16 protein-coding genes and 1 pseudogene are annotated in these 26,465 nt (G+C 70.9%); 8 read left to right on the forward strand and 9 right to left on the reverse strand.

What is annotated here, in order from left to right; genetic code table 11:
* Positions 1-240: pseudogene (locus VF697_RS41680) on the reverse strand (protein kinase); the annotation flags it as partial.
* A gap of 124 nt (positions 241-364) precedes the next feature.
* Here VF697_RS41680 and VF697_RS41685 point away from each other — a divergent pair.
* On the forward strand, positions 365-10,078 hold the full coding sequence (locus VF697_RS41685) for a PKD domain-containing protein (RefSeq protein WP_331104088.1): 9,714 nt from the start codon (positions 365-367) through the stop codon (positions 10,076-10,078).
* Complete coding sequence (locus VF697_RS41690) at positions 10,075-10,461, forward strand: hypothetical protein (RefSeq protein WP_331104090.1); 387 nt, start codon at positions 10,075-10,077, stop codon at positions 10,459-10,461. The genes VF697_RS41685 and VF697_RS41690 overlap by 4 nt, the downstream gene beginning before the upstream one ends.
* Positions 10,462-10,479: 18 nt before the next feature.
* On the opposite strand, the gene VF697_RS41695 is transcribed toward VF697_RS41690, so the two are convergent.
* Positions 10,480-11,511 carry a histone deacetylase family protein gene (locus VF697_RS41695; RefSeq protein WP_331104092.1) on the reverse strand — a complete coding sequence of 344 codons (1,032 nt, stop codon included), beginning with the start codon at positions 11,509-11,511 and terminating at the stop codon, positions 10,480-10,482.
* Positions 11,512-12,037: 526 nt separating this feature from the next.
* Here VF697_RS41695 and VF697_RS41700 point away from each other — a divergent pair.
* The 4 genes from VF697_RS41700 (at position 12,038) to VF697_RS41715 (ending at position 16,074) form a co-directional block, all read left to right on the forward strand.
* On the forward strand, positions 12,038-13,369 hold the full coding sequence (locus VF697_RS41700) for an ammonium transporter (protein WP_331104094.1): 1,332 nt from the start codon (positions 12,038-12,040) through the stop codon (positions 13,367-13,369).
* A gap of 172 nt (positions 13,370-13,541) precedes the next feature.
* A complete protein-coding gene (locus VF697_RS41705; RefSeq protein WP_331104096.1) occupies positions 13,542-14,165 on the forward strand; it encodes a hypothetical protein in 624 nt (207 codons plus the stop codon).
* A gap of 42 nt (positions 14,166-14,207) precedes the next feature.
* Complete coding sequence (locus VF697_RS41710) at positions 14,208-14,378, forward strand: hypothetical protein (RefSeq protein WP_331104098.1); 171 nt, start codon at positions 14,208-14,210, stop codon at positions 14,376-14,378.
* 175 nt (positions 14,379-14,553) lie between these two features.
* Entirely contained in the window at positions 14,554-16,074 is a 1,521-nt protein-coding gene (locus VF697_RS41715; protein WP_331104100.1) for a peptidase M3, read from the forward strand.
* 19 nt (positions 16,075-16,093) lie between these two features.
* On the opposite strand, the gene VF697_RS41720 is transcribed toward VF697_RS41715, so the two are convergent.
* Positions 16,094-16,420 carry a hypothetical protein gene (locus VF697_RS41720; RefSeq protein WP_331104116.1) on the reverse strand — a complete coding sequence of 109 codons (327 nt, stop codon included), beginning with the start codon at positions 16,418-16,420 and terminating at the stop codon, positions 16,094-16,096.
* 200 nt (positions 16,421-16,620) lie between these two features.
* The gene (locus VF697_RS41725) at positions 16,621-17,661 is read right to left on the reverse strand and encodes a hypothetical protein (RefSeq protein ID WP_331104102.1); all 1,041 of its coding nucleotides are present in this window, start codon (positions 17,659-17,661) and stop codon (positions 16,621-16,623) included.
* Between the two features lie 473 nt (positions 17,662-18,134).
* Between VF697_RS41725 and VF697_RS41730 the strand changes: the two genes are divergently transcribed.
* Positions 18,135-18,647: a DUF2058 family protein gene (locus tag VF697_RS41730; protein ID WP_331104104.1), complete on the forward strand. Its 513-nt coding sequence runs from the start codon at positions 18,135-18,137 to the stop codon at positions 18,645-18,647.
* 76 nt (positions 18,648-18,723) lie between these two features.
* On the opposite strand, the gene VF697_RS41735 is transcribed toward VF697_RS41730, so the two are convergent.
* The 4 genes from VF697_RS41735 to VF697_RS41750 form a co-directional block, all read right to left on the reverse strand.
* Positions 18,724-20,169 carry a M20 family metallopeptidase gene (locus tag VF697_RS41735; protein ID WP_331104106.1) on the reverse strand — a complete coding sequence of 482 codons (1,446 nt, stop codon included), beginning with the start codon at positions 20,167-20,169 and terminating at the stop codon, positions 18,724-18,726.
* 157 nt (positions 20,170-20,326) lie between these two features.
* A complete protein-coding gene (locus tag VF697_RS41740; protein ID WP_331104108.1) occupies positions 20,327-22,225 on the reverse strand; it encodes a sensor histidine kinase in 1,899 nt (632 codons plus the stop codon).
* 43 nt (positions 22,226-22,268) lie between these two features.
* Positions 22,269-24,476, reverse strand: a complete 2,208-nt coding sequence (locus VF697_RS41745) for an ATPase domain-containing protein (protein WP_331104110.1) — start codon at positions 24,474-24,476, stop codon at positions 22,269-22,271.
* The gene (locus tag VF697_RS41750; RefSeq protein ID WP_331104112.1) at positions 24,473-24,907 is read right to left on the reverse strand and encodes a hypothetical protein; all 435 of its coding nucleotides are present in this window, start codon (positions 24,905-24,907) and stop codon (positions 24,473-24,475) included. Before VF697_RS41750 ends, VF697_RS41745 begins: the two co-directional genes overlap by 4 nt.
* 214 nt (positions 24,908-25,121) lie before the next feature.
* On the opposite strand from VF697_RS41750, the gene VF697_RS41755 reads away from it, so the two are divergent.
* A complete protein-coding gene (locus VF697_RS41755; protein ID WP_331104114.1) occupies positions 25,122-26,225 on the forward strand; it encodes a PAS domain-containing sensor histidine kinase in 1,104 nt (367 codons plus the stop codon).
* 14 nt (positions 26,226-26,239) lie between these two features.
* Here the strand turns inward: VF697_RS41755 and VF697_RS41760 are convergent.
* Positions 26,240-26,465 (reverse strand): ATP-binding protein (locus tag VF697_RS41760; protein WP_331104115.1); only part of this gene is annotated, 226 nt, incomplete at its 5' end.

A 26,465-nucleotide genomic window follows, 5' to 3' on the forward strand; every position in this document is an offset into this window, starting at 1 on the left:
CTCCTGGCCCAGGTCGTAGATCTGCACCACGTTGGGGTGGTTGAGCGTGGCCGCCAGCCGGGCCTCGTCCAGGAACATCTGGACGAACTCCTTCTCGCCAGCGAACTGCTCCAGAATCCGCTTCACCACCACGAGCTTCTCGAAGCCCTGCACCCCGAGCTGCTTGGAGAGCCAGATCTCCGCCATCCCACCCAGCGCCAGGCGCTTGAGCAGGAGGTATTTTCCGAACTGCTGGGTCATTGGCCCGCACTCTACCGGAAACGTGGCGCCCCGGGCAGCCAGGGAAGCCCGGGAACGGGGGCTATTCTCGGCCTGGGCTTGAGGTAGGCTCGCCCCGTCCGCTCTCCCACGGACACCTCCTCTTATGGCCTCGCTCCCTCGCCCCGCTCGCCTCCAGGCGCGCCACCTGTGGCCCGCGCTCCTGCTCGTCGCCGCCGCCTGCCGCGAGTCCGCCCCGCCGGAGGGCGCCCATGAGCCGGTCGCCTTCGCCCAGAGCCGCCAGGGCCTGCGCTCCCCGCTGGACAACGTGGGGGACATCTTCCTCGGCCAGACGACGTCGGGCCTGGGAACCCTCAACCTGCTCGATGGCCGGGGGCTGAACGCGCCCGAGGGGCTCGCGCTCGACACCAGCGTCAGCCCGCCTCGCGTCTACGTGGCGGACACCGCCAACAGCCGCGTGCTGGCCTGGGCGGACGCCCTCGCGTACGCCAACGGCGCGCCCGCGGACAAGGTGCTGGGCCAGCCGGATGCGTACCGGAGCGGCTGCAACAGCACGGGCGTGAGCGCCACCTCGCTGTGCACCCCGAAGGCCGTCGAGGTGGACGCCTCGGGCAACCTCTACGTGGCGGACACCGGCAACAACCGCGTCCTCCAGTACAACGCGCCCTTCACCACCGACACGGTGGCGGACCGCGTCTTTGGCCAGGGGGGCGGCTTCCTCCCCAACTCCTGCAACCTGGGCGGCCCCCCGAGCGCCACCACCCTCTGCACCCCTACGGGCGTGGCGGTGGACGGCGCGGGGGACCTCTACGTCTCGGACCAGGGGAACCACCGCGTCCTGCGCTATGTCGCGCCGCTCGCGGATCAGGTGGCGGACGGGGTGCTCGGGCAGGGCAGTCTCGCGCGGAATGCATCCAACCGGGTGGACGAGCGGGGCCTGTACAACCCGACCCGACTGGCCATCGACCGGAGCACCACGCCCAACCGCATCTACGTGGCGGACACGGACAACCACCGGGTGCTGGGCTGGAGCAGCGCCACCGGGTTCGCCAGCGGGGCGCCGGCCGATCGGGTGCTCGGCCAGCCGGACTTCGAGAGCACCGGGTGCAACACCGAGGGAGTCGGGGCCGGCACGCTGTGCTACCCGCGCGGAGTGGCCGTGGACGCCTCGGGCAACCTCTACGTGGCGGACACCAACAACAACCGGGTGCTCGTCTTCGACACGCCCTTCGCCTCCGACGCGGTGGCGGACAAGGTGTGGGGCCAGACGGCCTTCACCGGCGTGACGTGCAACAGCGGCGGCGCCGGGCCCGAGAGCCTGTGCGCGCCCTGGGGCGTGGCGCTGAACGCGGCGGGGGACCTCCTGGTGGCGGACTCCGACAACGACCGCGTGCTCCGCTTCACCGGAGGCCGGGGGGGAGACGCCACGGCGGACCAGGTGTTCGGTCAGACGGGCTTCACCACCCTCACCTGCAACACCGGCGGCACTTCCGCGCAGACGCTGTGCAACCCACGCGGTCTGGCCTTCGACGCGAGTGGCAACCTCTACGTGGCCGACTACAGCAACTCGCGCGTGCTGGAGTACAACGCCTCGCCCGCGGACACGGTGGCCGACAAGTCCTTCGGACAGGCGAGCATGACGTCCGGGTCGTGCAACGCGGGCGGCCTCAACGGCTCCTCGCTCTGCAACCCGGGCTCGGTGGCGGTGGATGGCGCGGGGAACGTGTGGGTGGGCGACGAGGGCAACTCGCGCGTGCTGGGCTACCTCACGCCGCTCACCACCAACCTGGTGGCCGACAAGGTGGTGGGCAGGTCGAGCGTGACGTCCACCGGGTGCACCACCCCCTCCTCCACCTGTCTGGCCACCTCCGCTCCCGCGGTGGCGGTGGACGCGACGGGCAACCTCTACGTCGCGGATCCCTTCGCCCACCGGGTGCTCGCCTACAACACCCCGTTCGCCACGGGGGGCGATACCGCCGCGGACCGGGTCCTCGGCCAGACGGACTTCAGCAACACCGCGCGCAACTTCATCGACGCCGCGGGCCTGAATGGACCCGTGGGCCTGCACGTGGATCGCTCCGCCCACCGGCTCTACGTGGCGGACACCTCGAACAGCCGCGTGCTGACATGGAGCCTGGGGGCATTCACCACCGGCCAGTCGGCGGACCGCGTCTTCGGACAGGCGGCGTTCACCACGGGCTCCTGCAACCGGGGAGGACTCGGCGCGGGCAGCCTGTGCGCGCCCACCGACATCGCGACCGACGCGGCCGGCAACCTCTACATCTCCGACGGCAACTCGCGCGTGCTGGAGTACGACGCGCCCTTCGGCACGAGCGGTGACGCGCTGGCCGATCGCGCCTTCGGGCAGAAGGACTTCATCACCAACACCTGCAACAGCGGTGGCATCTCCGGCCTGTCCCTCTGCAACCCGCGCGCGGTGGGGGTGGCCCCGTCCGGCGAGGTGTACGTGGCGGACACCACCAACCACCGGGTGTTGCGCTACGACGCGCCGCTCTCGACGGACCTCTCGGCGGACGCGCTGCTCGGCCAGTCCGGCTTCCGCTACAACGGCGTGAACCTGGTGGACGGCACCGGGATGTCCTCGCCCTACGACGTCGCGCTCGACACCTCGGTCACGCCGGGCCGGCTCTATGTGGCGGACTACTCCAACAGCCGCGTGCTGGCCTGGGCGGACGTGAACTCCTTCCAGAACGGCTCGCCCGCGGACCTGGTGCTGGGTCAACCGGATCTCCTGACCTCGGGCTGCAACAGCCAGGGCGTGTCCGCCGCCAGCCTCTGCAGCCCCTCCTCGGTGGCGGTGGACTCGCGAGGCCGCGTCTACGTGTCCGACTCCGCGAACGACCGCGTCCTCCTGTACGAGCCCCCCTTCACCACCGACACGGTGGCGGACAAGGTGATTGGCCAGGCGGACTTCATCGCGAACTCGTGCAACCGCGGTCTGTCGGGCCCGAGCGCCACCACGATGTGCGATCCCTATGGCCTCGCGGTGGGCCCGGCCTTCGAGCTGTTCCTCAGCGACGCGGACAACCACCGCGTGCTGGCGTACGTGGACCCCTGGGGCACCGACACCACCGCCGACGTCGTCTTCGGGCAGGCGGGCTTCACCGTCAGTGGCTGCAACAAGACCGGCGTGTCGGCCAGCTCGCTGTGTGACCCCTACCACCTCGGGCTGGACGCCACCGTCCCCACCCTGCGGTTGTACGTGGCCGACAGCTCCAACCACCGCGTGCTGGAGTACGACGCGCCCCTCACCTCGGACACGGTGGCGGATCTGGTGCTCGGCCAGACGGCGATGAGCACCACCAATTGCGCCCAGGGTCAGACCGGGCTGTGCGATCCCAAGAGCATCGCGGTGGACCCGTCCGGCAACATCTACGTGAGCGACAACGACAACAACCGCGTCCTCCAGTACAACTCGCCACGGACGACCGACACGAGCGCGGACCGCATCTTCGGCCAGACGTCCTCGGCCGGAAAGTCGTGCAACTCGGGCGGCGTGACGGCCTCGTCGCTGTGCGGCCTGCGCGGCGTGGCACTGGATGCGGCGGGCAGCCTCTACGTGGCGGACTCGAGCAACCACCGCGTCGTCATCTACCTCGGCAACAACCGGCCCACCGCCACCCCGCTGTCCCTGACGCCCGCGGAGCCCAGGACGGAGGACGCCCTCACCGGCACCTACGCGTACTCCGATGCGGACGGGGACGTGGAGAGTGGCACCGAGGTGCGCTGGTACCGCAATGGAGAGGAGCAGGTGGCGTTCGCTGGCAAGCTGACGGTGCCGGCCTCGGCCACCACCCGGGGCGAGCAGTGGTACTTCACCGTCCGGTCGCGCGATGGCCTGGAGCTGGGCCGGCTGGAGACGTCCCCCAAGGTGACGATCGCCAACACGCTCCCGGTCGCCTCCGCCCCCTCCATCTCGCCCGCGGCCCCCAAGACGGACGAGGTCCTGAGCGCCCAGTACACCTACACCGACGCGGATGGGGACGCGGAGAGCGGCGTGGAGCTCCACTGGTTCCTCGACAACGTGGAGCAGCAAGCGCTGCTCAACCAGCGCACCGTGCCCGCCTCGGCCACCCTCCGGGGGCAGGTCTGGTACTTCACCGTGCGCCCGAGCGATGGAACGGCCCTGGGCGCCACGGTGACGTCCTCGGTGGTGACGATCGCCAACACGCCGCCGTCGGCGAGCAACGTGCAAATTTCCCCCGCCTCGCCCAGCTCCACCTCCAGCCTCGGCGTCTCCTATGCCTATGCGGACCCGGATGGCGACACGGATCTGGGCTCGGAGATCCGCTGGTTCAAGAACGGCCTGCCGCAGTCCGGGCTGAACGATGCGCGCACCGTCCCGGGACCGCTCACGCTCAACGACCAGTGGTACTACACGCTGCGCCCCAAGGACGGCGCGAGCCTGGGGGCGATGGTCACCTCCACCACCGTGGTGGTGGGCAGCTCCGCCCCCACCGCCACCGACGTGCGGATCACCCCCGAGCCGCCGCGCAAGGCGGATCCCCTGACGGCCAGCTACACCTACTCGGATCCGGACAACCAGGGGGAGGCGAGCAGCAAGATCCGCTGGTTCAAGAACGGCGCCGCGCAGCCGACCTACGACAACCTCAACAAGGTGCCGGCCGGCGCCGCCACCAAGGGCGACAAGTGGTCCTTCACCGTCCAGCCCTGCGATACCACGCTGGTGTGCGGCCCCACCCAGACCTCGCCCGTGGCGACGGTGGCCAACACCGCCCCGGTGGCGACCTCGCCCACCGTCAGCCCGGCGGCCGCGAAGGCCTCCGACGCGCTCACCGCCAGCTACACCTACTCCGACGCGGACGGCGACCTCCAGAGCGGCAGTGAGATCCGCTGGTTCAAGAACGGCGTGGAGCAGACGACCCTGGCGGACCAGACCACGGTGGCCTTCACGAACATCGCCAAGGGGCAGAACTGGTACTACATCCTCCGCCCCAAGGACGGCACGGACTTCGGCGCGGCCGTCACCTCCACCACGGTGACGATCGCCAACACCCCGCCCACGGCCACCCTGGTCTCCATCTCGCCGTCCGGCCCGCGTGTCACCGAATCGCTCACCGCCGTCTATACCTACTCGGACGTGGACAAGGACGCGCAGTCTGGCACCACCGTGAAGTGGTTCCGCAACAACACCGAGGACACCACCCTGCGCAACGCGCTGTCCGTACCGCCCTCCAAGCTGGGCAAGGGACAGGCCTGGAAGTTCACCGTGACGCCCTCGGATGGGACCGCTTCCGGCACCGAGGTGACCTCGGCGACCGTGACGATCCAGAACTCGCCCCCCGTGGCCGCGAGCCTCGCCATCAGCCCCGCCAACCCCAACGCGGGCGAGCCGCTCACCGCCTCGTATGCCTACTCGGACTCGGACTCGGACGCGCAGTCCGGCAGTGAGATCCGCTGGTTCAAGAACGGCGTGGAGCAGACTGCCTTCCTCAACATGCTCACCGTGCCGGCCGGCTCGACCGCCAAGGGCCAGAAGTGGTCCTTCCTGGTGCGCCCCAAGGACGGCACCGCCTTCGGCACGCCGCTCACCTCCGCCGAGGTCTCCATCGCCAACAACGCGCCCCTCGCGAGCAGCCTCGCCATCCAGCCCGCGCAGCCGGGCACGGACGACAACCTGGTGGCCGCCTACACCTACGCGGACACGGATGGAGACCTCGAGTCCGGAACGGATCTCCACTGGTTCAAGAACGGGACGGAGGCGCAGGCCTACATCGGGCTGAGGACGCTGCCGGCCAGCGCCACCGCCAAGGGCGAGAGCTGGTACGTCACGGTACGGCCCAGGGACGGCACCGACTTTGGACAGCTCGTCACCAGCACCCCGGTGCTCATCCTCAACACGCCGCCCAAGGCGACCAACGTGAACCTCTCGCCGCTGTCCCCCAAGGCGACGGATCCGCTGGTGGCCAGCTACTCGTACGCGGACGCGGACACGGACGAGCAGCAGGGCACCGAGCTGCGCTGGTACCGCAATGACGTGGAGGTGCCGGCGCTGACGGGCCAGCTCACCGTGCCCGCCGGGACGGCCAAGGCGGGAGAGACCTGGTACTTCACCGTCAAGCCCAAGGACGGCGTGGCCTTCGGTCCGCTGGTGACGTCCACCTCGGTCATCGTGGGCAGCTCAGCCCCGGTGGCCACGGCGCTGCAGATGACCCCGTTCGCCCCCAGCGCCCAGGACACCCTGGTGGCCAACTACCTCTACAGCGACCCGGACGGAGAGCCGGAGTCCGGCAGCGAGCTCAACTGGTACCGCAATGGAACGCTGGTGGCCTCGCTGGCCGGGTTGAAGACGGTGCCGGCCGGGACGGCGCGCAAGGGCGAGGCCTGGAGCTTCAGCGTGCGCCCCAAGGACGGCCTCGCCTTCGGCGCGACGCAGACCTCTCCGGCGGTGACGCTCGGCAATACGGCGCCGTCCGCCACCCACGCCACCCTCAGCCCGGCCCAGCCGCGCACCGATGACGCGCTCCACGCCGTCTACACCTACGCCGACCTGGATGGGGATGCGCAGTCCAGCTCGGAGATCCGCTGGTACCGCAACGGCCTCGAGCAGCCCTCGCTGTTCAACCAGGCCAGCGTCCCCGCCTCCGCCACCGCCAAGCGCGAGGTCTGGTACTACCGCGTGCGACCCCGGGACGGCGCCGACTACGGCACCGCCGAGGTGTCGAGCCCCGCCTTCATCGAGAACTCGCCGCCGGTCGCCAACGCCGGCCCCGACCAGACCCTCCCCCCCACCCAGCCGGTGATGAGGGTGACGCTCGACGGCTCGGGCTCGCGCGACCCCGACGGGGACGTGCTGGACTACATCTGGTCCGAGGAGGGAACCGTCCTCGGGCGCGGCGTCCGGGTGACGCTGGATCTGCCGATTGGCAAGCACCCCCTCGTGCTCTCGGTGGGCGATGGCGAGGGCACCACCACCGACGAGGTGCTCATCGACATCCCCGCGCCGAAGCCCACCGCCACCGCGCCCGCGGACTTCACCGCGCGCCCGGGTCGGGTGGTGCTCGTGGGCACGGGCTCGGATCCCCTGGGCCGCGCGCTGGACTACCGGTGGACGCAGGTGTCCGGGGAGCCAGTGGAGTTGCACGACGCGGACAAGGCCACCGCCTGGTTCCTGGGCACCCGAGCCGGCGCGCGCACCTTCGAGCTCGTCGCCACGGCCGGCGCTTCCAGTGAGCCGGTCCGCACCACCGTCACCCTGTTGGATCTCGCCCCATGGGCCTCCGTGCCGGCGCGACGGGTGGTGGCGGTGGGCCAGGACGTGATGCTCGATGGCCGAGGCAGTGAGGATCCGAACGGCGACGCACTCACCCACCGCTGGGCACTCGAGTCCGACGGGGACGGGGCCACGCTCGCCGACATGGAGCAGCCCGAGGCCCGACTCACGCCTCACGCCGATGGTCGGTACGGCGTCGTGCTCGTGGTGAATGACGGCACCCAGGACAGCGAGCCCGCCCTGGTCGAGGTGATCGCCATCGACCCCGGGGTGACGAGCCATGCACCGGTCGCCCAGGCGGGCCCGGATGGCGTGGGCGAGCCGGGCCTGCCCCTCGTCCTGGAGGGGCGTGGCAGCTACGACGTGGACGGCGACGCGCTGGCGTATCGCTGGCGGAAAATCTCCGGCCCCGCCGATGCGCCCACGCCCGCCACGTCTCCGACGCCGACGTTCCGGGCGACGGGCGCGGGCACGGTGGTGCTCGGCCTGACCGTGAGCGACGGGAAGACCACGAGCCCCGAGGACACGGTCACCTTCGAGATCAACGACCCGGTGGCCAACCGCCGTCCCATCGCCCGAGCGGGCTCGGAGCGCACGGGGAGCGTGGGTGCGGAGCTCCAGCTCGATGGAACGCGCAGCGCGGATCCGGACGGAGACGTGCTCACCTACCAGTGGACCCAGCTGGCCGGGCCTCGGGTGACGCTCGATGACGAGCGCTCGCCGAAGCCCACCTTCACGCCGACCCGGCCGGGCTTCGTCCGGCTGGGGCTCACCGTGTCGGACGGCAAGCTGACCTCCGTGCCCTCCACCGTGCTCGTCCAGGTCACCACGGGCGGCAATCACCCGCCGCTCGCCAACGCCGGAGCGGATCAGCAGCTCATCATCGGAGGCGTCGCGACGCTGGACGGCTCGGCGTCGGTGGATGCGGACGGCGAGCCGCTCCGGTACGTCTGGGAGCAGGTGTGGGGCAGCCCGGTGGTGCTGCAGGAGTCGGGCGCGACTCCCCGGTTCGAGCCGCCCGGCAAGGGCCGCTACCGCTTCCGCCTCACCGTCTGGGATGGCGAGGTGCCCAGCGCCCCCGTCGAGGTGGACGTGGTGGTGAGCACCCTCGGAGCGAACAACAACTCGCCCGTGGGGGTGGTGGGCGGAGATGTGGAGGTGAACGTGGGCGAGAAGGTGACGCTGGAGGGGAGCGGGAGCCACGATCCGGATCCGCTCGACAGGCTCTCGTACGATTGGACCCTGGCGGGCTTCCCCACCGGCAACGAGCCCGTGCTCACGGACGCGACCACCGCGACGCCGTCGTTCACCCCGGCGGTGCCGGGCGTGTACACGCTGAGGCTCCGCGTCTCGGACGGAGACCTGACCAGCGCGCCCGTGTACGTGACGGTGACGGCCCGGGCGGACTCGAAGGGAGGGCCCCTGGGCTGCTCGAGCGGGACGGGCGCGCCGCTGCCGCTGGCCGCACTGCTGTTCCTGCTCGGGTGGAGGCGGAAGACCGGGGCGCTCCGGGGTTCGAGGACGCTCTGGGCCCGAGCGCTGGCCGCGTGCCTGGCGCTGGGAGTGGCCTGGACGCCAGCAGCCGCCGACGCCGCGGCCCGGAAGGTCCAGGGCAAGACGCTCAAGCCTCTCAAGTCGTCCAAGCCGCTCAAGAAGGGCAAGCGCAAGCCCTCCCAGAAGGCACCCGCCGAGGTGCTGCCCGCCGAGGAGCCACCCGCGGAGGAAACCCCCGCCGAGGAGGTCGCCGCCCCCCCTCCTCCCGAGGACGAGGAGGCGGTGACGCCCGCGACGCCCGCGACGTCCACGGCGTCCTCGGAGACGGCTCCCTCCGAGGGCCCTCCCAATCCGTATCTGGAGGAGGCGCGCCAGCTCTACCTGAGCTTCCAGTTCGAGGAGATCCTCCCCAAGCTGGAGTTCGCGCTGGCGGTGAAGGGCGTGACGGCGGCCCAGCGGATGGAGATCTACAAGCTGATGGCCCTCACGCACTCGGCCTTCGACGACGGGCCCAAGGCGGAGGAGGCCTTCCTGCACATCCTGGAGGTGAAGCCGGACTACGAGCTGACGGGCGGTGCGTCGCCGAAGATCCGCTCCTACTTCGCCAACGCGCAGAAGGCGTACCGGGTGCGGCAGGCGGTGAGGCTGAGGCACGCGCCGCCCAAGCCGAACGCGCAGGGGGGCACGACGACGGTGGACGTAACGGTGACGGCCGGAATGGACCGGGTGGCGGCGATGACGCTGCACTACCGCCCGCGCGGGAGCACGAGCGGCTATTCACAGCTCGGGATGGTGCGCGGCGAGGACGGCGCCTTCTCGGGCAACGTGCCCAACGCCTTCCCCGGACCCGCGGGCAAGCGCACCATCGAGTACTTCGTCCGGGCCCGCGACGCGAACGGGGCGCTGCTGTCCTCGGTGGGAGCGGAGCAGGCCCCGCTGGAGCTGACGATGGAGACGGTGGCGCTCACGGTGTCCCAGCCCGTCTACAAGAACTGGGCGTTCTGGACGGCGGTGGGCGTGGGAGTCGCGGCGGCGGTGGCCACGCCCGTGCTGCTCAACCGGGACGCGCCGGTGCGGCCCGGGACGATCGGGATGGAGACCCTGCGGTGAGGGCCCACGCGCGGAGGGGTTGGGCCGGACTGGCGCTCGGGCTGTTGCTGCTGGTGGCGTGCGGGCGGGGTGCGGTGTTCCTCACCATCGAGGCCACTGGACCCGACGGGGCCCTGCGCATCCCCGACGACGTGGACCGGGTGGAAGTCCGGGTGGTGGGGGCCGATGACGCGGAGGTGCTGCTGGAGAAGGAGTACGCGCTCACCCAGGAGCACCGCTTCCCGCTGACGCTCGGGCTGGAGCCGGGGCCCACCACGGGAGAGCGCATCCGCGTGGAGGTGCGGGCCTTCAAGGGGGAGCAGGCCGTGGGTGAAGCCGCGGCCGTGGTCCCCATCACCCCACAGCAGGAGTCCACGGTGACGCTGCGGATCCTCAAGGATTGAGCCGGGCTCCGCCGAGCCTCAGCGCGTGCCCAGGAACCCTTCCAGCACTCCGGCGACGTTGGTGCCGATGTCGTCCACCGCGTAACCACCCTCCTGGACGAAGACCGTTGGCAGCTTCAGCTCGGCCAGGCGCCGGCCCATCAGCGGGTAGTGCGGGGTGGCGAGCTTGAAGGCGCTGATCGGATCGCCCTCATAGGTGTCCACGCCGAGCGACACCACCAGCGCATCGGGCGAGAAACCGCCGACGACGTCCAGCGCCGCCTCCAGCGCGGTGCTGTACTCCTTCCAGGTGGTGCCACGCGGCAACGGGAAGTTGCGGGTGTAGCCCTCGCCCGCGCCGGCCCCGCGCTCGTCGTCATAGCCGAGGAAGTAGGGGTACTCGGTCTCCGGGCTGGCGTGGATGGACACGAACAGCACGTCGGAGCGCTCCCAGAAGATGTCCTGGGTGCCGTTGCCGTGGTGGTAGTCCACGTCCAGCAGCGCCACCCGAGCGAACCCCTTGTCGCGCAGGTGCTGCGCCGCCAGGGCGGCGTTGTTGAGGAAGCAGTAGCCGCCGTAGAGCGAGTGCCCGGCGTGGTGTCCGGGCGGACGGCACAAGGCGTAGGCGCTCTTCTCGCCCTCGGCGATCCACGCGGCGGCGGTCAGGGCGCAGTGCGCGGCGGCGAGCGCGGCGTCCCAGGTGCCCTCGACGATCGGCGTGCTGGCGTCGAAGGCGTAGTAGCCCATCTTCCCGTTGATGCCGGACGGAATGTGGTCCCGGCGCAGGCCTCGGGCGGGAAAGCCGCTGGGCAGCATGAAGCCCTCCTTGCCGGCGGCGCGCCACTCGGCATGGGCGGTGCGCAGGAACTCGACGAACCCGGCGTCGTGGACGCGCAGGAGCGACTCCGGCGCGAACGGGCGAGGCTCGTGCACTTCAAACCCCGCGCGCTCCACGGCCTTCAAGATGTAATCCGCACGCACCGGCATCTCGAAGCACGGCACCAGCTCACCGCGATGCAGCTCCAGGCCACCGTCGTGGCGGGCATGCAGCGGGGAATGAACGACTTTCACCGAGGGGACTCCACAGGTTGAGGGCTGACGGGCTCGCCCCAACTCTGGCAAGCCCACCGAGACGAGCGCAAGACCGGGCCCCAGCGAGCCCGGTCGCGCGGGGCATGTTGACGAAGGATGAAGCGCCCCCCTCATGTCGCAACGCGGCGGTCCGCTCCATCGACTCGCCAACAACCCATCCCCCCCGGAGAGGGGGTTTCCTACAATTTCGTAGGAACCCACCCGGAGACCGACAAAAACGTAGGACGCGGACGCCTCCCCCGCGACGGGCATCCCCCAGCCGGTGGAGCCCGGCCCGCCTCCCCTCTGGGAGTCCTACGAATTTGTCGGTTCTCGAAGTCCAACCGACAAAAACGTAGGACGGAAGAAGGGCCAGGAAGCCCAGGCAGGCAAGCACACCTTGACGAAAGGGCCCCACGTTTTCGCGGGGATACGTCGAGCCCTCCGTGCGCGGACGCGCTGGCCCTCGTGTTGCACAAGCGTCGGGTGTGCGGGCCCAGGGGGGCCCATTGAGCGCGAGGTGTGGATGCCGGGCGGAATCGTCGGAGCCGATGTGGCGTGGGTGCTGGTCGCGAGCGCGCTGGTCATGCTGATGGTACCGGGGCTGGCGCTCTTCTACGGGGGCATGGTGCAGGGCAAGAACGTGCTCTCCACGCTCATGCACAGCTTCGGCGCGCTGGCGGTGGTGACGGTGGTGTGGGCGCTGTGGGGCTACTCGCTCGCCTTCGGAGAGAGCCACGGAGGCCTCATCGGTGGGGCCACGCACCTGTTCATGAAGGGCGTGGGCACGGAGGCCAAGGGCACGCTGCCGCACCTCCTCTTCTTCCTCTTCCAGGGCACCTTCGCCGCCATCACGCCCGCGCTCATCAGCGGCGCGTACGCCGAGCGGCTCAAGTTCTCCGCCTTCCTCCTCTTCACGGTGCTGTGGGCGACGTTCGTCTACGCGCCCGTGGCGCACTGGGTGTGGTCTCCGGACGGCTGGCTGCTGAAGCTGGGCGCGCTCGACTTCGCCGGGGGCGCCGTGGTGCACCTCACCAGCGGTGTCTCGGCGCTCGTGGTGGCGCTCGTGGTGGGCCGCCGCCGAGGCACGCGTCAGCCTCCGCACAACCTCGCCCTCACCCTGCTGGGAGCGGGGCTCCTCTGGTTTGGCTGGTTCGGCTTCAACGCGGGCAGCGCGCTCGGCGCCAATGAGCTGGCCGCGCTCGCCGCGACCAACACCCACCTGGCGGCCGCGGCGGGCGCGGTGGCGTGGGGCCTCGTGGACCTGGTGCGGCTCAAGAAGGTGACGGCGCTGGGGGCCGCCAGCGGGCTCGTGGCGGGGCTCGTGGGCATCACCCCGGCGGCGGGCTTCGTCTCGCCCGTGGGCGCGCTGGCCATCGGACTCCTCGCGGGCGGGGCCTGCTACGGCGGCGTCCTCCTCAAGGAGCACCTGGGCTACGACGATGCCCTGGACGTCGTCGGCGTGCATGGCGTGGGAGGAGCACTCGGCGCCCTGCTCACCGGCGTGTTCGCCACCGTGGCCGTCAATCCCGCCGGCGCCGATGGCCTCCTCGCGGGCGGCAACTGGGCCCTGCTGGGCAAGCAGGCGCTCAGCCTGCTGGCGGTGGCCAGCTTCTCCGCGCTCCTCACCTTTGTCCTCCTCAAGGTGGTGCAGGCGGTGGTGGGCCTGCGCGTGGACGCCGAGGCCGAGTACGAGGGGTTGGATCCCCACGTCCACGGCGAGCGCGCCTACCACACCGGCGGCATCTCCCTGGGCATGGGCGGCCACGGCCCGACGCCGCGCGAGGCAGCCGCCACGGAGACCAGCGCCTCCAAGAAGAAGGCGCCCATGGGCCCCGCGCCCGTGATGGAGGGCTGAACCCCAGCTCAATCCGCGCCCACCCGGCGCGACACTGGACGGCCGTCCCCCACGGGAGACGGTCGAGACCCAGAGCCGCACAGGTAGCACTCCGACCCAGCGCCTGGCCGCCCCCTTGCACCGCGCCTCGTCATGTGTGGGAGGGCGACGAAGCCTCCCGGGAGAAACGACGATGGAGAGCGTGGGAGTGAATGCGTTGTTGGAGCGTGTGCTGGGACTGGAGGGCCTGTGCGTACGAGGCGCCAGCCTCCAACCCGAGGGCCTGGTGGTACAAGTCCGGCCACGCCTGCGCGCGCCCCGGTGCGGAATCTGTAACGACTTCTGGCGTGGTTACGACACGCGGCCCGAGCGCCGGTGGCGCCATCTCGCGCTGGAGCGCACGCCGGTGTGGCTGAGCTACGCGCCACGTCGCGTGGAGTGCCCGGCGCATGGCGTCCGCGTGGAACGCGTCCCCTGGGCGGCGCACGCCTCGCTCTTCACCACCGAGCTCGAGCAGATGGTGCCCTGGCTGTGGCGCCGCATCGGCCTCCCCGCCACCCGCCGGCTGATGGGCTTTTCGTGGAGTACCGCCGAGCACCTCCTCCATCGGCCCGTCGTCCCCCTCCCGGACCTGAAGCGCATCGAGGAGCACTACCTCGTCGGCGCGGACGCACTGTCCCTCCGCTGCCACGCGCAGGACCTGGCGGTGGCGATGGAGCACCTCGGGAAGCCCGTGTCCTCGGAACAGTGGGCGCTTCGCTCGCCTGCTGCCCTGGAAGCCGCTGGAGGGGTACGACCTCAATCCATGGGCTTGTAGCGGACCTCCCTCCGCTCTACGTTTTCGTAGAGGAAACTCGCCATGGCCGAAACCCAGATTTCCGCATATGTCTCCGACACCACCAAGGAGCTCGTCGAGCGCTATGTGGAGGCTCATGGGGTGAAGAAGGGCCGCCTCATCGAAGAGGCGCTGCTGCACCATCTTCAGGCCCTGCGCGAGCTGCCGGCGGACTTGAGCAAGAAGACGCGGTAGCCCCCACCGTGCTCTTCCCGTGCTCCGCCTGGCACGGCTCGCCGTCGATGAGCGGGCGCGGGGGCGCGGTATTGGCAGCTCTCTTCTCCGCGCCGTGTTCGTAATTCCAAAGCGGCACGCTCCGCCCTCTGGGGCCTTTTCCCCGGGGTGCGAAGTGTCTACCTTCCGCCCCCCCATGGACCGTCCCCTCCCCCTGCTGCGCGCGAGCCTGGACGACTTCCTCGCTCAACTGGCCACCCTCCACTACCGCCACGCCGCCGGCCTCGCCCCGGACCTCCCCCTGCGGGAGCTCTACGAGGACTCGCCCGAAATCGCCTCCGCCGAGGCCTTCGCCGCCGTCACCGAGGCCGTCCCCAAGGCCCAGGCCAAGGGGGATCTGCTCGGCGTGCGCCGCCTCCGGCTGCTGCGCGACTTCATCGCCACCCAGCTGGAGGAGGCCCTCGCCGCCTCCCACGCCGAGGCCATCTCCCACCTGGAGACCCGCGCCCGCCTCCCCGTGGACGACCAGGTCCTCTCCTTCGGCGAGGCGCTCGGCCAGCTCCCCCACGAGTCCGAGCGCGGCCGCCGGGCCCTGCTCGAGGGCGCCACCGGCAACTTCCTCTGGGACAACCGGGGCCTCTACAGCGACCGCCGCGACGCCGCCTTCCGCGTCACCGAGCAGCTGCGCGCCCCCAGCTACCTCGCCCTGCGCGAGGACGTCTCCGGCATCGCCCTGGACCCGCTCGCCAAGGCCGCCCAGGAGACGCTCGCGGCCACCGAGGACGCCTACCGCGACGTGCTCGCCTACGTCCTCAAGAAGGTGGAGCCCACGCTGCGCCCCCTGCCCTCGGGCAACGCGCGCAGGCACGACCTGCAGGCGGCCACCCAGGTGCCGTGGATGAACGGCCTCTTCCGGCGCGAGGACGAGTGGCCCGCCGTCGTCCGCTGGCTCACCGAGTGGGGCTTCCACCCCGCCGCCCAGGGCCGCCTCCGCATCGACGACGAGGAGCGCCCCGGCAAGGCCTCGCGCCCCTTCACCGTCACGGTGCGCGTGCCGGACGAGGTGCGCCTAGTGGTGCGGCGGCGCGCGGGCCTGGATGCCCTCGGCGGCCTGCTGCACGAGTACGGCCATGCCCTGCACCACGCCCATGTGTCGGACCAGCTCCCGCTGGAGCTGCGCCGGCTGGAGGACGCCTCGGTGACGGAGGCCTTCGCCACCCTCTTCGAGCGGCTCCCCACCCACGAGGAGTGGCTCAAGCGCTACGTGCGCCTGCCCTCGGCCCCCGCGCGCGACGCCTCCCGCATGGCGGCCTTCCAGGCCCTCACCGTGCTGCGCCGCCACTGCGCGAAGCTGCCCTACGAGCTGTCCCTCTACCGCCACGGCGCCTCGCCCGAGCGGGCCGAGGAGTACGCGGACGCCCAGCGGCGCGCGCTCTTCGTCGAGCCGCACCCAGGCTTCTTCCTCTTCGACGTGGACCCGCAGCTCTACGTGACGCGCTACCTGCGCGCCTGGGCGCTGGAGACACGCCTCACGCAGCAGCTCACCGCGCGCTTCAACGAGGACTGGTGGCGCAACCCCGCCGCGGGTCGCTGGCTTCAGGGCTTCTTCGGGCGGGGTGGCACCGACGACGCCGAGGCCCTCGCCTCGGAGCTTTCGGGAAAAGCTCTCACGCTCCCCGAGGCGGGGAGCCGCCTCGTGGCCTTGCTGGACCGCTGAGTGGCTCCCCCGAGGGGGGCTACTTCTTCTTGCGCAGCGCCCGGACGATCTTGTCCTTCGTCGCGGTGGCGGCGGCGGCCGGCTTGGACTTGCTGGCCGACTTCGTCTGGCCGGTGCGCTCGCGCATGGCCTTCATGAGCTGCATCTCGATGAGCAGCAGCTCATCGCCCAGCTCCTGGTTGTTGCCCGCGGCACGAGGGAGCGGCGCGCTCTTGCTGGCGGCGCCGGCACCGTGCCGCATGCGCAGCACCTTCTCCTCCTCGGACGACAGGGTATGCGCCTTCTCCAGCGCCACCTTGGCTTCCTTGGCCGTCACCGTCGTGCTGCTACCGACCTTGCGCTCCATCTCCGCTCCCTTGCTTGTGGGCACCTGAACATCCGAGCATGTCGGACGCGCCTGAGCCGCAACCGACGAGGATTCTAGAGATCGCAAGAGGAGGGTCAAATTTTCTTCCAACATCTTGGTGCCGCCCTGTAGCGACCTGCCCCGGGTGCGACAGCCAGAACCCCCCGGCCCGGAGCAAGCACGGGCCGGGGTGGCGAGGCTCAGGTGCCCTCGTCGTCCGCGGGCTCGTCGGCGGGGGAAGCGGCCCCCGGGGTCGTGGCGCCCTCGGGCTTGTTGCGGGGGATGCCGAAGCGGTCCAGCGCGTCGGCGATACCCTGCGGCTTGTCCACGTCCGGCAGGAAGTCCTGGGGCGGCGCCAGCTCCGGATCCTTGCCCAGCTCGCTCAGCGCGGAGTCCAGCACCATGCGCAGCTCGGCGGCGCCCCCGGCGTCGTTGGCGGGCACCGTGATGCGCCCATCCAGCCGGACCTTGAGGACGACGGACGTCTGGGCGTCCACCAGTACCTCGCCGCTCAGGGACTTGGGGGTGCGATTCTCGAAGAAGGCCAGGCGGCGCTTGGTGGTGTCATCCCGGCCGTTCTTGGGCTCCAGCAGCGAGGGGAGGACGGCCGGGGCGCTGCCCGTGTCGCCTTCCGGACCCAGCTCCACGCTGTAGCGCCAGGCGGTGCGGCCCTCGTAGGTGATGGTGCCCTGGGGCGCCAGGTGCAGCCGGCCCCGGAAGAGCGAGTCCACGTCGCGGATGGCGCCGGTGAGCTCCGTGCGGGTGCGCTCGGCCATGCCCCGGTCGCGCAGGCGCTCGCGGAAGGTGCCGTAGCGGTTGCGGGCGTACACCTTTCCCTCCACCCGCATCACCTCCAGGCCCTGGTCCCGACTGTTCTCCAGCACACCATGGAAGTCGCCGCTGACGCCGCCGCGGCCGGCCCGGAAGGTGCGGGTTTCCGACAGTTTGACGGGGACGGTGCCCGGGGCGCCGGCCCACTCGTAGCTGACGGTGGCCTTGTAGGCGTGAGGGCCCAGGCGCTCGGTCACCTCGGCGGCGTCCATGGACAGGATGCGCCGCGCCACCCGGGGGTTGGACGCCACGTCCTCGGGCGGGAGCTTCTCGGCGGCCGAGGCCACCACCTTGGGCGGGTCCTCGGGGGAGAAGATGCGCGCCTTGGCCGCCTTGTCCACGGGGTCCTGACAGCCCACGGCGGCGAGCGCCACGGCGGCGGCGATGGCGAACTTCTTGAAACGGGTCACGACTCCTCCGGCTCCAAGCGGGGGGTTGCCCAAATTACGGGGTGGGTGCTGGAGCGGCAAGGGACGGCTTGCGCGCGGCAATGTACGGGCTAGAACGCCGTTTCATGCAGAACCTGCGTGACAAGCTCTTGAAGGCCGGCCTGGTCTCCGAGGACCAGGCGAAGAAGGCGGACGAAGCCCCAGCCGCTCGCCGTCCCGCGCCCTCCCAGGCGCCACGGCGTGAGGGACCGCCCGGAGGCGGGGACAGGGACGCGCGCGAAGCCCGCGAGCCGCGAGGCCGCGAGGATCGCCCGCCCCGTCGTGAGGGAGGACGGCCCGAGGGTGGGCGTCCCCAGGGCGGGCGCCCCCCGGGTGGAGACCGGCCCCAGGGCGGAAGCCGTCCGCAGGGCGCTGGACGTCCGCAGGGCGGGCGCCCCCCGGGTGGAGGCCGTCCGCAGGGCGGGCGGCCGAGCGGGGAGCCGGCTGGCGGGCTGGTGCCCAAGCTGCCCCCGCTGCCGGGCTCGAAGGCGGCCCAGCGCATCGAGTCCAAGAAGCAGGCGGAGCAGGACCGGAAGCTGCGCGAGCTCGTCCTCAATGGGCAGGTGCCCGTGGACGTGGGCGCCACCGTCTTCTACTTCATGACGCGCAAGGGCAAGCTGCGCCGGCTGGAGCTGACGGAGACGCAGGCCAAGCAGCTCGAGGAGGGCGCGCTGGCGGTGGTGGAGCGGCCCGAGCCGGCGCAAATCGAGCACTCGCTGGTGCCGGCGGCGGTGGCCGAGCAGATGTACGCCCTCTCCCAGAAGTCGGTGCGCTTCCTCAACCGGAAGGACCTGCCCATCGGCTTCATGAACGACGACCAGGTCAAGGCGCAGCAGGCGGCGGAAGCGGCGGGCGAGGTGCAGGAGGTGGAGGACGAGCCCACCGAGGGTGGCGAGGAGTCCGGCACGGCCGAGGCCGCCGCCGAGGGCTCGCCCACGCCCGAGGGCTCCGAGCCCCCTCAGTCCTGAGCCCTCCCCCACTCCCCCCTTCACCCCGGGCCCCGGCGAAACACCGGGGCCCGTTTCATTTCCAGCGCGGTGCGGCCTACCGCCTGGCGTGCGAGGCGATGACGCTGGCCACGCAGCAGGTGAGCTTCTTGCCGGTGGGGATGTGGAGGTACTCGTTGGGCCCGTGCGCGTTGCTGTTGGGGCCGAGCACGCCGGTGATGAGGAACTGGGCCTCGGGGAAGCGCTTGCCGAGCATCTCCATGAAGGGGATGGTGCCGCCCTCGCCCATGGCCATGAAGGGCCGGCCGAAGTAGGCGCGCGAGGCCTCGTGGGTGGCCTCCTCCAGCCACTTCTCGAGCGGCGGCGCGTCCCAGCCGGCGCTGGCCTTCTCCCCCTCGAAGCTCACCTTGGCGCCGTAGGGCGGGTCCGCCTCCAGGGTCTGCTTGAGGGCCTGGATGGCCGCCTTGGGGTCCACCCGGGGAGGAATCCGCATGGACAGCTTCACCGAGGTGAAGGGGCGCAGCACGTTGCCCGCGCTGCCCAGGGCCGGCATGCCCTCCACGCCGGTGACGGAGAGCGCCGGGCGCCAGGTACGGTTGAGGATCTGCTCGACGCGGTCCACCGTCATCGGCCGGGAGCCGGGCACCCAGGGGAACTTCGAGTACACCTCCTCGCCCAGCACCTCGGCCACCGCGGCGGCCTGGTCGCGCCGGGCCTGGGGGATGTGCACGTGCAGGCCGTCCACGCGGATGCGGCCCGTCTGCTCGTCCTCCACGCGCGAGAGCACCTGGCGCAAGATCCGGAAGGACGAGGGCACGATGCCGCTGGCGTCCCCCGAGTGCACGCCCTCGGAGAGGATGTCCACGCGCAGGTTGCCGGAGACGAGCCCGCGCAGCGAGGTGGTCATCCACAGCTGCTCGTAGTTGGCGCAGCCCGAGTCGAGGCACACCACGAGCGAGGCCTTGCCGATGCGCGGGGCGAGGTGCTCGATGTAGGCCGGGAGGTCGTAGCTGCCGCTCTCCTCGCACGCCTCGATGAGCACCACGCAGCGCGCGTGGGAGATGCCCTGCTCGCGCAGCAGGCGGATGGCGGCCAGCGAGCCGAAGGCCGAGTAGCCGTCGTCGGCGCCGCCGCGGCCGTAGAGCTTGTCGCCCTCGCGCACCGGCTCCCAGGGGGAGAGGCCCGCGCGCCAGCCCGTCATCTCGGGCTGCTTGTCGAGGTGGCCATAGAGGACGACGGTGTCGTCACCGGTGCCCGGAATCTCCATGTAGATGACGGGGGTGCGCTCCTCGCCCTTCTCGTTCTTGAGCGACACCACCTCCACCTTGAGGCCGGGGATGTGCTTGGCCTGGGACTCGCACCAGCCGGCGATGAGCTTCACCGCCCTGTCCATGTGCCCCTTCTTGGCCCAGTCGGGCTCGAAGCCGGGCGACTTGTTGGGGATGCGGATGTACTCGTGCAGCTTGGGGAGGATCTCCTCCTCCCAGATGCGCTCGGACGAGGCGGCGGCGGTGGCGGTATTCAGCCGGGGGCTGGTGCTCATGTGAAGTGGCTCCGGGTTCGGAAGACGCTGCCCCTCATCTACACCACCCCGGGCCTCAATGGGCGAGCCTGTCGTGGGGCCCGCCCTCCGCCCGCCAGCCCTCCCGCTTCCCGGCCCTGGAACCCCGGGCGCGGGTGACGCACCGCGCTGGAGGGGCTCACTCCGCCACGGGCAGGGTGAAGAAGAAGGTGCTGCCGGTGCCCACCTGGCTCTCCACCCAGAGGGTGCCGCCGTGCGCCTCCACGATGCTCTTGACGATGCTCAGCCCCAGCCCGGTCCCCCGCTCGTTCACGCCGGAGGCCCGCCAGAAGCGCTCGAAGAGGTGCGGCATGTCCTCGGTGGGAATCCCCGGCCCGGTGTCCTTCACCGAGACGCGCACCTTCCCATCCACCTGCCGGGCCCGCACGGTGACGCAACCGCCCGTGGGGGTGAACTTGATGGCATTGCCCACCAGGTTGGTGAGCACCTGGAGGAGGCGCTCCCGGTCGGCGCGCACGCGCGGCAATCCCGGGGACACGTCCGTCGTCAGGTCCTGGGACTTGTCCAGCGCGAGCGGCCGGAGTACCTCCAGCGCCTGCTGCACGAGGGCGTCCACCGCCAGCGGCTGGGGTGCGAGCGGCATGGGCATGCCCTGCTCTCGCGCCCGGTCGAGGATGCCCACGATGAGGTCGCGCATCATCTCCACCGCGCGCATGATGTTCTCCAGGTGCCGGCGACCCTGACGCCGGCGCTCCTCCCCCGGCGGCCGCGCGGCCTGGAGGAGCATCTCGGCGTTCATCCTCACCACCACCAGGGGCGTCTTGATGTCGTGCGAGACGACCGTGAGCAGCTCCTCGCGCCAGCGCGCCGCCTCCAGGGCCTGCTGGTAGAGCAGCGCGGACTCCACCGCCGTCGCGATGCGCTGGGAGAGCAACTCGAAGAGGAGGACATCCCCGGGGCCATAGCGCCCCGGCTGGGCGGAGATGAGGCTCAGCGCCCCCACCGTGCGGCCGCGCACGCGGATGAGCAGACGGAGGTTGGAGGGAAACCCGGCCCACTCGGCCCGCTCCACCGCCACGTTCCCCTGCGGCAGGCTCTCGGGGCTCGCGGGCAAGGCCACCCAGGGATGGGACGCGAGCGCCTGGCCGACGAAGGACGCGCTCCCCAAGGCCTGGCCCGGGGGCTCGACCGCCATCATGGCGATGCGCTCGGCCCCGCCGGCCCCCTTCTCGCCGCCGGGCTTCAGGTGGAGCAGGTCGATGGCGCAGCAGTCGGCCCACGCGGGCACCAGCAGGCGCGCGATGCGGGGCAGTGTGGCGTGGTAGTCCAGCGAGCCGGCCAGCACGGAGCTCGCCTCGGCCAGGAAGGCCTGACGCCGGTGGGCCCCCTCGGCCTCCTGGCGGGCCTGCCGCTCGCGCTCCAGCAGCGCCCGCTGCAGCCGTTCGGCCGCTTCCGCGCGCTGGCGCAGGCGCATCTCGCGCCGCAGCGCGTAGTGCTGATCCAGCGCCACCGCGAGCTGGTTGGCCACCGCGTCGATGAAGGCCAGCCCCTCCTCGGCCAGCACCTCCGCCGCCTCCACCTGGAGCGCGCCGAAGACGCGCCCCTTGGCCGCCAGCGGAAGGGTGACGAAGGTCGGCTCGGCCCGCGCGGGAGGCGCCGGGAGGATCCACGCCTCGGGCCCCCCCAGCTCGGCCGCCTGCCCGCCCTGGGGCTCCACCTCCTTCACCCCGACCAGCCAGGCATACGTGGCGGCCGCCTTCTCGGCCGCCCGGGAGAGCTGCTCGGCCGTCACCTCCGCCGCGCGCCAGACCGTCAGCCGGGGGCGCTCCGGAAGGGGCTCGCCGTTCGGACCCACCCCCTCCAGCAGGAACGCGGTGCGCAGGGGCAGCACCTGGGTGGCGAGCACTATCAGCTCGGGGAAGGTGCGCTCCACCCCCTCGAAGGCGTTGAGCAGCTTGCTGATCTCATACAGGTGATCGAGGTGACGCCAGGCATGCTCCAGCTCGCGGAAGGTCCGAGGCCGCACTTGGCCCTCCCCCTCGGGTGGCACGCCGTTGGACAGGCTCCCTTCGTTCACGGGACGACCTCCTGAGCAGGCATGCGGCCCCTCGCCAGGGAGCCTACTTACGGCGCCCCCGCTTGGGCGCCGGCCGGCGCTTCTTCACCGGCTTCTTCGAAGGTGGGGACGCGCTCTCGGACTGACCATCCAACCGCAGGCCTCCCCGGGCCATGGTGATGCGATGACTCGCCCGGTCGTGATCGCTGCCGCGCGTCTTCACCACCGTCAATTCCGGGACGAGCCGGCCCTCCTCCTGGGCGTAGCGCAACATGAGGATGTTGTCGGCCAGCGGCGACAGCCCGCGCTCACTGAGGGTGTCGCTCAAGAAGAGCGAGCGGGACTCGACGGTGAAGAGACTCGTCACCCCCAGCGAGCGCAGGCGGAGGACGAGGCCATAGAGCAGCCGCCGCAGCTCCTCGGAGACGAAGCCGAGGATCTCGATGTCGCTGGCGCTGTCGAGCACCAATCGGCTGGGCTTACGGTCGTGGATCCTGTCTTCCACCATGCTCAGGAAGCGCGGGGCGTGCAGGTGCTCGCGTGGCAGGAAGAGGATCTCCACCCACCCGTCGTTGACGGCCTCGCGCAGCGGCAGGCCCAGGGACTCGGCGCCCCGGAGGAGCTGGTGGGGGCCCTCCTCGAGGGAGATGTAGAGCGCGCGCTCCTCGCGACGCGCCGCCTCGAGCACGAACTGCACCCCCAGGGTGCTCTTACCCGTGCCAGGGCTTCCCGAGACCAGCGTCACACTGCCGTCGAGCAGCCCGCCCCCGAGCAGGTCATCGAGCCGCGGCACGCCGCAGGACACCCGCCCCAGCTCGGCCATGGGCGGGGCGATCGACTCGAAGTTCGGCAACTCGTCCACGCGCGGGAAGATGCTGAGGCCCCCGGGGCCGATCGTCATCGAATGCCGGCCCGTGGCGTGCCCGGTGTTGCGCAGCTTGTTCACCTCGACGTAGCGCTGGCGCGTCAGGCCCTCCTGCTCCCACGAGAGCAGGATGAGCCCGTCCATCACCGTCTCCTCCACGCCGAAGCGGGTGTGCCCCACCGCGCCGGCGGGGACGTCGTTGGCGAAGAGGCCCACCGCCTCCTGGTTCTGGATGATGCTCGCCAGCCAGAACACCTTGTCGCGCATGATGCTCTTGTCGTCGATCTTGTGGAGGAAGACCGACATCGAGTCGACCACTACCCGCCGGGCTCCGAAGGACTCGACGTGGCGTTGCATCTCCAGCAGGTCCCGATCCACCAGGATGTCCGGCTGGGGGATGAAGACGATCCGCAGCCTCCCCCGCTCGATCTCCCGGTCCAGCTCCCAGCCCATTCTCCGGGCGGTGGAGCGCAGGCGCTGCTCGGTCTCCTCGAAGGAGAAGTAGATGCCCTTCTCGTCGTGGTCCCGGGCACCCCGGTAGAGGAACTCCAGCCCCAGCAACGTCTTGCCCGAGCCCGCCACGCCCGAGAGGATGATGCTCGAGCCGTGGGGGATGCCCTCGCCCAGGAGCGCATCGAGCTTGGAGACGCCCGTCTTCAGGCGGGCGACTTCCTCCGGGCGCTGCCCGAGGCGGAGGTGGCGCCGCAGGGTGACACTCGGCGCGTAGACCTCGACACCGTCCCCGGTGACGACGAACGGGTGCTCGTCCCGGCTGTGCGAGGTGCCGCGCATCTTGACGATCTGCAACAGGCGCTGCTGCTCCCCGGAGCGCTCCCGCTGCTCCAGGGTGAAGATGCCGTCGATGGCGGAGTAGGCCGGGTGCTCGAAGTGCGCGGGGTTGTACTCCCCGAGCAGGAAGGTGGTGCACTCCCAGGCCATCAGCCGCACGGTGAGCTCGTAGGTGAACTTGCGCAGCTCCTCGGCCGACTTGGCGAGGTCATCGAACACCTTGTAGCTATCGATGACCGCCATCGAGGGCTTGAACAGCTTGAGCTGCTCCATCACCAGGTTGGCCGTCAGCTCCAGTCCCTTGGTCCGCAGGATGAGCCCGAGGTCGACGAAGCGGATGCGCTCCTCGAGCAGCTTCTGATCGAAGAAAGCGAAGGGCCGCAGGTAGAGCAGCGCCTTCGCCGTCGATTCGGAGAGGGTGTTGAAGTAGAGGACCCGGCCGCCCTGGGCGGCGTGGTGGAAGCACATCTGCTGGGTGAGGATGGTCTTGCCCGAGCCGGGCGGGCCGGCGAGCACCGAGATGGCCCCCTTGGGCAGGCCGCCGTGGAGGATGGCATCCAGGTTGGGGATGCCTGTCTCCACCCGAGCAATCGGTGGCTGTTCACCTGGAGCGCTCATGTCGTTCCACCCTTCTCATCCACCGTCGGCACCCGCACCTTGAGCAGCGCCGCATGAAGGCCCGGCGTGAGGATCTCCGCGGTGAGGGACCCCAACACCCGCAGCAGCTCGCACACCAGGAACGCGAGGGACTCATCGAGCAACGCCGGCTCGAGCCCCGGCGCGAGCTGACGCAGCGCCCCGCACTGCACGCCGCTCGTCTCGAGCTTGAGCGCCGAGAGGTGCGGGAATTTCCCGGTCCCCTCGTGGAGCACCCGGTCCACGATGGCCATCAGGGAGACCTCGCCCAGGCTCTGGTGGGCCCGGCGCCAGAGCGCATCCAGGGCGCGCTCGTGGAGGTCGACCAGCTCGTGCTGCGAGAGGTTTTCCCCCCAGCCGTCCCGCCAAGTCTTCACGGCCTCGCTGTGGTGGCTGCGAACGGGGGAATCCACGCCTCCTCCCTTAATCGGAAGCAACCGGGCAAGTCCACACGCAAGAGGTAACTTCTGTCCGCGGACAGACCAGACCTGGGGTGGGGGCGCTACCAGCGCGAGGTGCCCGCCTGGACGCCGTGGGTTCGTCCTGGCCCGTGGGGAGAGCGTCTCCCATCAACAGAATTTAACTTTCCGGGAAGGGCTCCCGCCCGCGGTGGGGCCAGGATGCGCCATGCCCGAGCGAGAGAGCGACGAGCGGTTCCATCTGAACCTGGAGGACATCAAGGACTACGCCGTCTTCCGGGTGGACACCGAGGGCCGCATCGCCAGTTGGAACGCGGGGGCCGAGCGCATCAAGGGCTACACGGCCGAGGAGGCGATCGGCCAGCCCTTCTCCATGCTCTTCACCGAGGAGGACAGACGCGCGGGAAAGCCCGAGCAGGAGCTGCAGCAGGCCCGGGAGAAGAGGGTCTACCAGGGTGAGGGCGTCCGGGTGCGCAAGGGCGGCAAGACCTTCTTCGCGGAGGTGACGCTGCGCGCGCTCTCGGACAAGGAGGGCGTCCACCGGGGCTTCGTGAAGATCACCCGGGACATCAGCGAGCGCCAGAGCATCCAGGAGGAGCTGCGAAAGCGGGCGGAGTTCGAGGAGCAGCTCATCGGCATCGTCAGCCATGACCTGCGCACCCCCATCTCCGCCATCACCCTGGCCGCCGCGCTGCTGCTGCGCAACAAGGACCTCACCGCGCGCCACGCGCTCACCCTCGGACGCATCCTCTCGTCCGCGGAGCGGGCCCAGCGGCTGATCAGCGGCCTGCTGGATTTCACCCAGGCGCGTGTCGGAGGGGGCTTCGTCCTCCATTACGACGCCTTCGATCTGCGCGGGTTCGCGGGCCTGGTGGTGGATGAGCTGCGGATGTCCCATCCCGGGCGCGAGCTTCAACTCGAGCATGACGGAGACCTCCAGGGGGAGTGGGACGCGGATCGGCTCGCCCAGCTCCTCACCAACCTCGTGAACAACGCCCTGGCGCATGGCGCGGTGGACAGACCGGTGCGGTTGCGCGTCCAGGGTGAGCCCGACGCCGTGGTGCTCACGGTCCACAACTGGGGGAGGCCCATTCCACCCGACGCGAGGCCCCACCTCTTCCAGCCCATGAAGCGCGGTCCCATTACGGAGCGCTCCCCGAAGACCGGGAGCATTGGCCTGGGCCTCTACATCGTGCAGCAGATCGTCCTCGCGCATGAGGGCACCCTCGCGGTGGACTCCACCGAGGAGCGGGGCACGCGCTTCACGGTGCGCCTGCCCCGCCACCCACCGCCTCCCAAGGCAGGAGGTTGAGCGAGGCCCGGGGCTCAGCGCCTCGGCACGGGGGCGGAGCGCGGCAGCCACACCGTGAAGCGCGTCCCCTCCGCCTCGGTGGAGCGCACCTCGACGCGGCCCGCGTGGGCGCGGACGATGTGGTCCACGATGTAGAGGCCCAGCCCCACGCTGCGCCCCGCCCTGTCCACATCCCCCGTGGCGCGCTGCATGGGCTGGAAGAGGAGGGGAAACTTGTCGGGCGGAATGGGGGCGCCGCGG

The organism is Archangium sp. (assembly GCF_036388035.1).
In the GTDB taxonomy this organism is placed as follows: Bacteria; Myxococcota; Myxococcia; order Myxococcales; family Myxococcaceae; genus Archangium.

Excerpts from the sequence above, each read along its gene's own strand:
- VF697_RS41705 (WP_331104096.1), top strand. The coding sequence starts at position 13,542 with ATGGAGAGCGTGGGAGTGAATGCGTTGTTGGAGCGTGTGCTGGGACTG.
- VF697_RS41710 (WP_331104098.1), top strand. The coding sequence starts at position 14,208 with ATGGCCGAAACCCAGATTTCCGCATATGTCTCCGACACCACCAAGGAG.
- VF697_RS41715 (WP_331104100.1), top strand. The coding sequence starts at position 14,554 with ATGGACCGTCCCCTCCCCCTGCTGCGCGCGAGCCTGGACGACTTCCTC.
- VF697_RS41735 (WP_331104106.1), bottom strand. The coding sequence starts at position 20,169 with ATGAGCACCAGCCCCCGGCTGAATACCGCCACCGCCGCCGCCTCGTCC.
- VF697_RS41755 (WP_331104114.1), top strand. The coding sequence starts at position 25,122 with ATGCCCGAGCGAGAGAGCGACGAGCGGTTCCATCTGAACCTGGAGGAC.
- VF697_RS41720 (WP_331104116.1), bottom strand. The coding sequence starts at position 16,420 with ATGGAGCGCAAGGTCGGTAGCAGCACGACGGTGACGGCCAAGGAAGCC.
- VF697_RS41685 (WP_331104088.1), top strand. The coding sequence starts at position 365 with ATGGCCTCGCTCCCTCGCCCCGCTCGCCTCCAGGCGCGCCACCTGTGG.
- VF697_RS41745 (WP_331104110.1), bottom strand. The coding sequence starts at position 24,476 with ATGAGCGCTCCAGGTGAACAGCCACCGATTGCTCGGGTGGAGACAGGC.
- VF697_RS41700 (WP_331104094.1), top strand. The coding sequence starts at position 12,038 with ATGCCGGGCGGAATCGTCGGAGCCGATGTGGCGTGGGTGCTGGTCGCG.